The following is a 6,742-nucleotide window of genomic DNA, read 5'->3' as shown; positions in this document are numbered from 1 at the left end:
ATCCCGGTGATGATGCCCGCCCCCGGCACCGGGTCGTCGTAGAGCCCGTTCGCGGCGAGCGGGGAGAGTTCCAGGAAGGGACTGCCACGGTCGAGCAGCCCGTCGACGCGGTCCCGGGGCAGCAGCTTGCCGCGGGCGACGTGCCGCGCCCTGGCCGGCTCCGAACCGCCGACGGCCGCGACGGCCAGTCGCTCCTGCAGATCGGTCACGGCGTGCCAGTGCCCCTCGGCGTTGCGCCGGGCCTGCTCGCCGGTGGCATCAACCCGGCTGGTCAGGACCGGCATCGCCGAGGCTCGACGCACCTCGGCGGACCGCTGCCCGGCGATGGAACCGGAACGCACCGCCGTCACAATCACTCCCCACAAAGGTGAACACGACATTGCCGAATGTGGCGTTCACCCAGGTCGGTGCACACCAACCCGAGACGCCCGCGGCCGCAGCGGAACGTGCTCGCACATACAGACACGCCCCCTGTCGCAGCCGGACCCGCCGATACCGCTCTACCCACTATCGAGCTGAAATGCACAGGTTGTCCCCACTGCGGCTCACCTTATCGGCGACAGCCCGATTCGGCGATCGCTCGGTACGATTCGGCCCATCGGACGCCGGGATCTGCGGCGCCCATCGTGAAGGACGCTCACCGGCACACTAACGTTGCCTGCCGTGGCCGCACTGCTCCTCCAGGCGTCGGGCGCGGGGTCCGGGCCGCCCGGGCGCACCCGGGCGGCCCTCACCTCACAGGTACAGGCCGTGGCGGGTGTCGGCGCCGCTGGGGCGGGGCAGCCCGCGGCCGTCGCGTAGGGCGAACAGCTCCGCGAGGGTCATCGTCGAACCGACCCCGTCGGCGGAGCCGAGCCAGGACACGGCCTCGGCATGAGGCAGGGCGCCCACCTCGATCTGCGCCAGGCAGCGGCCCGGCCGGACGACAGCGGGATGCAGCCGGAACAGGTCCTCGTTCGTGGTCAGTGCGACGAGCACCTCCCGGCCCTGGCCGACGAGCCCGTCGGTGAGGTTGAGCAACCGCGACAGCTGCTGCCCGGTGGAGCCGCGGCCGTCCCCGCGGATCAGCTCGTCGCAGTCCTCGATCACCAGCAGCCGCCAGCGACGGACACCGGGCTGACCCATCCGGTCGCCCTCGCCACCGCCGGACCCGCCGGAGCTGTCAGAACCGCCGGAGCTGTCAGAGCCGCCGGAGTCACCAAAACTGTCGTCGGAGTCACCGAAGCTGTCGTCGGAGTCACCGGAATCGCTGTCGGGGTCCCCGTCGTCGTCGAAGCCGATCGCGACCTCCATCAAATACGCCGGGTCGGCGAACAGCGACTCCGGGTCGAGCACGCAGTCGACCTGGCACCAGGAACGCCACTCGTTGGCGAGCGCGCGCAGCACCGTCGTCTTCCCCGTCCCGGCCGGGCCGTGCAGCAGGACCAGCCGGCCCACCACATTGTCGCGGCGGATCGCCATCAGCTTGTCGAGGGAGTCCCGCGCCGCCGAGGCGTAGTTGCCGCGGATCGACGACCACCTCGTCGTCGCGGTCCGCCGGCTGGTCCGGATCGGCCCGCGCTGGCCGGACAGATACCAGAAACCCATGCTGACGGAGCTGTCCGAGCCGGTCTCGGCCACGGACGAGCGCAGCACGTCCTCGAGCACGCCGCGGGCGAGCTGCTCGCTGACTGCGGTCACGGTGACCTCGCCGCCACCACCGCGCCAGCGCACGGACCGCACCGTCCAACCTTCTCCCACCGCAAGGCGGGAATCGCGTGACTCTTCAACAACGGAGCGCAACACTCGCGCTCCGGATGGCAACAGGGTCGCTCCGGGGCGGAGCCGATCCACTCGCGCACTGCGAGCCCACGGCTGTTCACCGGTCGTGAAGGGAGCGAGCGCGAGCGCGTCGACGACGTCATAGGGGGTGTCCGAGTCGTCGAGGCCGACGACAAACGGGAGCTTCATCCCCCCGCTCAGCGACTCGGAGACCGTCCAGGACTTGGGCAGCGACGCTTTCTGACTGGGAACCGACACATCCTCGATGGTCCCGGACTCGCAGGGGTTCGACCATCCCGTTACGCGATTTAGGCCGGTACGTCACGCCATTCGGGGGACGTTACCCGCCGCGGGCGGTGTCAGCAGGCCATCGGCGACCTCCATCGGGGCGCATCCGAGCAGGTTGCGAGGTCGGCAGGCGCGAACACCGACTTCGCGGCGGCATGGTCGGCGCGCCTACCCGCCGTCATGCCTTGCCCACTACAAGCTCCAGAATGGAGGTGGTCGGCGATGCTGGGTAAGCGAGGCAGCCACAGACGGCGACGTGGCGTCACACGGATCGGCGAGCTCGGCCGGATCCGCCTCCGACGTGGCGACACCGAGGCATCGACCGACCCTGACCTGGACGTCCCGGAGGCCACGGACGTCCTGGACACCCCGGATGCCCCGGACGTCACGGATGTCACGGATGTCACGGGACCCTACGATGTTGCCGCGCGGCCCGACGACGGCCGGCAGCGGGCGGACTTCGGCGCGCTGCTGATCCCGCGGGTCGCTGGCACCTGGATCCGGCTGTCCCTCGACGGGCCGGTGCGGGCGCTGGTCGCGACCGACGGCTCCTCCGCCCTGGAGCTGTCCGCGCTGGCCGCTCCTCGTGGGCAGCAGCTGTGGGCCGCTATCCGCGCGGACCTGCTCGCAGCGACAGCTCCGGACGACCCCGATGCCTGCCGGCCCGGCCCGCGCGGGCCCGAGCTGCACCTGCCGATCGACGTCGGGTCCGGCCCGGTACCCGCCCGGATTGTCGGCATCGACGGGCCGCGGTGGTTCCTCTGCGCGGTCTTCACCGGGCCGGCGGCCACCGATCCGGCGGCGGCGCCCGCGCTCGACGAGCTTCTCGCCGCGACGGTCGTGGTGCGGGGAGACACGCCGATGCCCGTCCGCGAGCCGATCCCGCTGACCACGCCCGACAGCAGGGGCAAGCGCATCATCGAGGTCCCGGCCCAGCGAGCGGCTCCCGAGATCATGACCCTGGGTCTGGCGCGGCCGCGCGCCTGAGGTTCAGGGCGATCCGGATGCCGCGGGCGGCCACCGCTCGGCGCGATCCGGGGATACCGCCCCGGCCGGACTGCTAGCGTGGCCGGTTGTGTCGAGCACCCCGCGGCGGCCCGCCGGCACCGCGGGCGGCGCCCCCAAGCCCACCACCGCAACCGCAACCGACATCGCAACCGACATCGCCGCCCGTTCCGCCGCGGCGGACGGTCGCGCTGCCCGAGCCTGCGAGCACGGATGACCGTGCACTTCATCGGCGCGGGCCCCGGCGCCGCCGATCTCATCACCGTGCGTGGGCGGGATCTGGTCGCATCCTGCCCGGTCTGTCTGTACGCCGGCAGCCTCGTCCCCGCCGAGCTGCTGTCCCACTGCCCGCCCGGCGCGCGGCTCGTCGACACAGCCCGGATGACCCTCGACGCGATCACAGCCGAGCTGTGCGCCGCCGACGCCGCCGGTCACGACGTCGCCCGCCTGCACTCCGGCGACCCGTCCCTGTACAGCGCGCTGGCCGAGCAGATGCGCCGGCTGGACGCGGCGGGCGTCCCCTACGACGTGACCCCCGGGGTGCCCGCGTTCGCCGCCGCCGCCGCGTCACTGCGCCGGGAGCTGACGGTTCCCGGCGTCGCCCAGAGCGTCGTGCTGACCCGCACGGCCGTGCTGTCCAGCCCGATGCCCCCCGGTGAGGACCTGGCCACCCTCGGCCGGTCCCGGGCGACACTCGTGCTGCACCTGGCCGTGCACCGCATCGAGACGCTGGTCGAGGAGCTCGTGCCCAGCTACGGACCGGACTGTCCGGCGGCCGTGGTGGCGTGGGCGAGCCGGCCGGACGAGGTGGTGCTGCGCGGCACGCTCGCCGACATCGCCGCCCAGTCCCGAGCCGCCGGCCTCACGAAGACCGCCGTGATCATCGTCGGCCGGGCGCTGGCCGCGGCGGGTTTCCGCGACAGCTTCCTGTACTCGCCGCAGCGCTTCGCCCCCGACGGCTGCCAGCCCGCACCCGCCACGGGCTGGTCCTCGGTGCCCGGGGACTCGCTGTCCGAGGACTCGCTGTCCGGCGGGTCGGCGCCGGGGAACCTGGACCCGGCCGGGCCGCGATGACCGTCCCAGCGCGGCCAGCACCGCGGCGGGTGCTGCTGCTGGGCGGCACCGGTGAGGGCCGTCGGCTGGCCGTCACCCTGGCCGCCGAGGCGGGTCTCGACATCGTCTACTCGCTCGCCGGCCGGGTGCGCGACCCGCAGGTGCCGCCCTCCTGCCGGGTGAGGATCGGCGGTTTCGGCGGCCCAGCCGGCCTCGCCGACCACCTGCGCGCCGAACGGATCGACGCGATGGTCGACGCCACCCATCCCTTCGCCGCCCGGATGAGCGCCGCCGCCGCGGCGGCCGCGGCGGCCACCGGCGTCCCGCTGCTGATCCTGAACCGCCCCGGCTGGCATGAGCGGCCCGGGGACGACTGGCGCCGAGTCCCGTCGCTGCCAGCCGCCGCGGACCTGGTCGACCGGTTCACACCGGCCAGGCCGGACGGGAATGACGGCGAGCCCGGGCAGGCGCCGCGGGTGTTCCTGACCACCGGGCGTACCGACCTCGCGCTGTTCGCCGATCAGCACCGGCCCTGGTTCCTCGCCCGCTGCGTCGACCCGCCCACCGGCACGCTGCCGCCGCGGCTGACGGTCATCCTCGACCGCGGGCCGTTCGACGTGGCCGGGGAGACGGAGCTGCTGCGCCGCCACGCAATCGACGCCGTCGTGACCAAGGACAGCGGCGGCACGATGACCGCGGCCAAGCTCACCGCCGCCCGTGACCTCGGCCTGCCGGTCATCATGGTCGACCGCCCGTCGACGCCTCCCGGTGTTCCCCTGGTGACCGGCGTCGAGGCGGCGGCCCACTGGCTGACCGCCCTGCCCACCGAGCCGACGAACGGGTTCGCCGCCCTTCTGGAATCCTCATAACCGTTTGTCGATATCGCCCCGGTCGAGGATCAGGTGACGGTCCATCCGGGGAACCACATGCGGGCGCGCCAGGAATCCTGGGAGATCAGCTGGGCGGCGAGGATCGGATAGAAGTAGGCGAACATCAGCACAACGGCAATCAGATAGGCCCCGCACGACAGTGCTCCGATCAGGCGGCGGATGTCGGAGGCGTCACGGGGGCCGAGCACGAGGCCGGCGGACGCGGTGATCCCGAGGATCAGGAACGGCAACAGCGGCAGGGCGTAGAAGAAGAACATCGTCCGGTCGGGGAACGCAAGCCACGGCAGGAACGAGGAACCGAAGCCGACGAGCACCAGGGCGGCCCGCCAGTCCCGGCGGCTTACCCACAGCGCGAGCATGGCGGCCAGCGCGGCGGTGCCGGCCCACCAGATCGCCGGATTACCCAGGGCCAGGACCTCGCGGGTGCAGCCGCCGACGGCGCGGCAGCCCTGCTCGCCGAATTTCGGGCTGTCGTAGTCGTAGACGACGGGTCTGGCGAGGACAAGCCAGCTCAGGGGGGTGGACTGCGCCACGTGGTATGCGTCGAGCTGTTCGTGGAATCTGAGGATGGCCTGCTGGTAGTCCCACCAGCCCTGCCAGGCGGCGAGGAACCCGTCGCCGTGCACGTGCCGGTCATAACCGCCGTCGGTGACGAACCAGCCGGTCCACGTGGCCAGGAACGTCACGATCGGCAGCAGAACGTAGCAGCCGGACCAGGCCGGCAGGTCGCGGCGTAGTGCACCGCGTACCGGCTGGCGGGCGCCTGCAGTGCGCCGGGCGCCGACATCCCAGGCCAGGGCCAGCGCGGCGAAACCGATCAGCGTGTAGATCGCGCTCCACTTCACGCCCATGGACGCTCCGAGGCACAGGCCGGCGGCGATCCGCCAGGGCCGCGGCCCGACCCTCGGCCCGTAGCGGACGAGACCGTCGGTCGCCTCGGGCATGGTCGGACGCGACGCGGCCGGTGGACCGCCGGGCTGCGGGCCCGCGGCGGCGACCCGGGCGGCGAGTCCGGCCCGGCCGTGATCACGGTCGAGGACCAGGCAGGCCAGCGCCAGCACGATCCCGGCCATGAGGAAGATGTCGAGGATGCCGATCCGGCTCTGGACGAATTCCAATCCGTCCAAGGTCAGCAGCAGGCCCGCGAAGCAGCCGAGCACGGTGGACCGGAACATCCGCCTGGCGGTGCGGGTGAGTACCAGCACCGCCAGGGTGCCGAACAGCGCCGAGGCGAACCGCCACCCGAGCTCGGGATTGCCGTGCACGACGCCGGCGCAGTCGATGTAGCCGAAGGCCTTCTCGGAGGCGGCGATGAACCACTTGCCGAGCGGCGGATGGACCACGAAGGCCGGGCCGGTGCAGGTATTGCCGTTCACCTCGTAGCCCGCGGTCATCAGACCCCAGGCGTCCCTGACGTAGTAGACCTCGTCGAACTTCATGCCCTTCGGCTCGGTCAACTGCCAGAACCGCAGGATGCCCGCGGCCACGGTGACCGCGAACGCGGCCACCCAGCCGAACACCCGGTCACCGGGCATCGGCGGGCACAGCCGCACCCGCAGCACATCGGCGGAGTCGACGGAACCAGACGGACGCCGCCGGTTCGAACCGACCTGGTCGATTCCGGACCCGACGGAATCAGCGGCGCTCACTGCCATCACGTGGGCAGCCTAAGTAAGTCCTTGTTCAGACCGTCGGGCGGCGGTGTTCATCTCGGCCCACAAGCCCCGGACCGCCGCCGATCGCGG

At 72.3% G+C, this 6,742-nt stretch carries 5 protein-coding genes and 1 pseudogene; 3 read left to right on the top strand and 3 right to left on the bottom strand.

Going from position 1 to position 6,742, the window contains the following annotated elements:
- Together NBZ83_RS12955 and NBZ83_RS12950 are read right to left on the bottom strand one after the other, a co-directional pair.
- A pseudogene (locus tag NBZ83_RS12955) lies at positions 1–350 on the bottom strand (methylcrotonoyl-CoA carboxylase); the annotation flags it as partial.
- A 385-nt stretch (positions 351–735) separates the two neighbouring features.
- Positions 736–2,019: a DUF5925 domain-containing protein gene (locus tag NBZ83_RS12950; protein WP_261566003.1), complete on the bottom strand. Its 1,284-nt coding sequence runs from the start codon at positions 2,017–2,019 to the stop codon at positions 736–738.
- 252 nt (positions 2,020–2,271) lie between these two features.
- On the opposite strand from NBZ83_RS12950, the gene NBZ83_RS12945 reads away from it, so the two are divergent.
- The 3 genes from NBZ83_RS12945 to NBZ83_RS12935 all read left to right on the top strand — a co-directional run bounded on the left by NBZ83_RS12945 (position 2,272) and on the right by NBZ83_RS12935 (position 4,976).
- Positions 2,272–3,036 carry a DUF3710 domain-containing protein gene (locus NBZ83_RS12945; RefSeq protein WP_261566002.1) on the top strand — a complete coding sequence of 255 codons (765 nt, stop codon included), beginning with the start codon at positions 2,272–2,274 and terminating at the stop codon, positions 3,034–3,036.
- 231 nt (positions 3,037–3,267) lie between these two features.
- Positions 3,268–4,128 carry a precorrin-4 C(11)-methyltransferase gene (gene cobM, locus NBZ83_RS12940; RefSeq protein WP_261575013.1) on the top strand — a complete coding sequence of 287 codons (861 nt, stop codon included), beginning with the start codon at positions 3,268–3,270 and terminating at the stop codon, positions 4,126–4,128.
- The gene (locus NBZ83_RS12935; protein ID WP_261575012.1) at positions 4,125–4,976 is read left to right on the top strand and encodes a cobalt-precorrin-6A reductase; all 852 of its coding nucleotides are present in this window, start codon (positions 4,125–4,127) and stop codon (positions 4,974–4,976) included. The genes cobM and NBZ83_RS12935 overlap by 4 nt, the downstream gene beginning before the upstream one ends.
- A 29-nt stretch (positions 4,977–5,005) precedes the next feature.
- Here NBZ83_RS12935 and NBZ83_RS12930 read toward each other — a convergent pair whose 3' ends face one another.
- Positions 5,006–6,652: a dolichyl-phosphate-mannose--protein mannosyltransferase gene (locus NBZ83_RS12930; protein WP_438803144.1), complete on the bottom strand. Its 1,647-nt coding sequence runs from the start codon at positions 6,650–6,652 to the stop codon at positions 5,006–5,008.
- Positions 6,653–6,742 lie beyond the last annotated feature (90 nt).

The sequence above is a fragment of the Frankia gtarii genome, assembly GCF_025403375.1.
In the GTDB taxonomy this organism is placed as follows: domain Bacteria; phylum Actinomycetota; class Actinomycetes; order Frankiales; family Frankiaceae; genus Frankia; species Frankia gtarii.
Note: the sequence above shows the minus strand (reverse complement) of the source record. Positions and strands in the feature narration are given on the sequence as shown.

Coding starts and splice junctions, on each gene's coding strand:
- NBZ83_RS12930 (WP_438803144.1), bottom strand. CDS start 6,652: ATGGCAGTGAGCGCCGCTGATTCCGTCGGGTCCGGAATCGACCAGGTC.
- cobM (WP_261575013.1), top strand. CDS start 3,268: ATGACCGTGCACTTCATCGGCGCGGGCCCCGGCGCCGCCGATCTCATC.
- NBZ83_RS12945 (WP_261566002.1), top strand. CDS start 2,272: ATGCTGGGTAAGCGAGGCAGCCACAGACGGCGACGTGGCGTCACACGG.
- NBZ83_RS12935 (WP_261575012.1), top strand. CDS start 4,125: ATGACCGTCCCAGCGCGGCCAGCACCGCGGCGGGTGCTGCTGCTGGGC.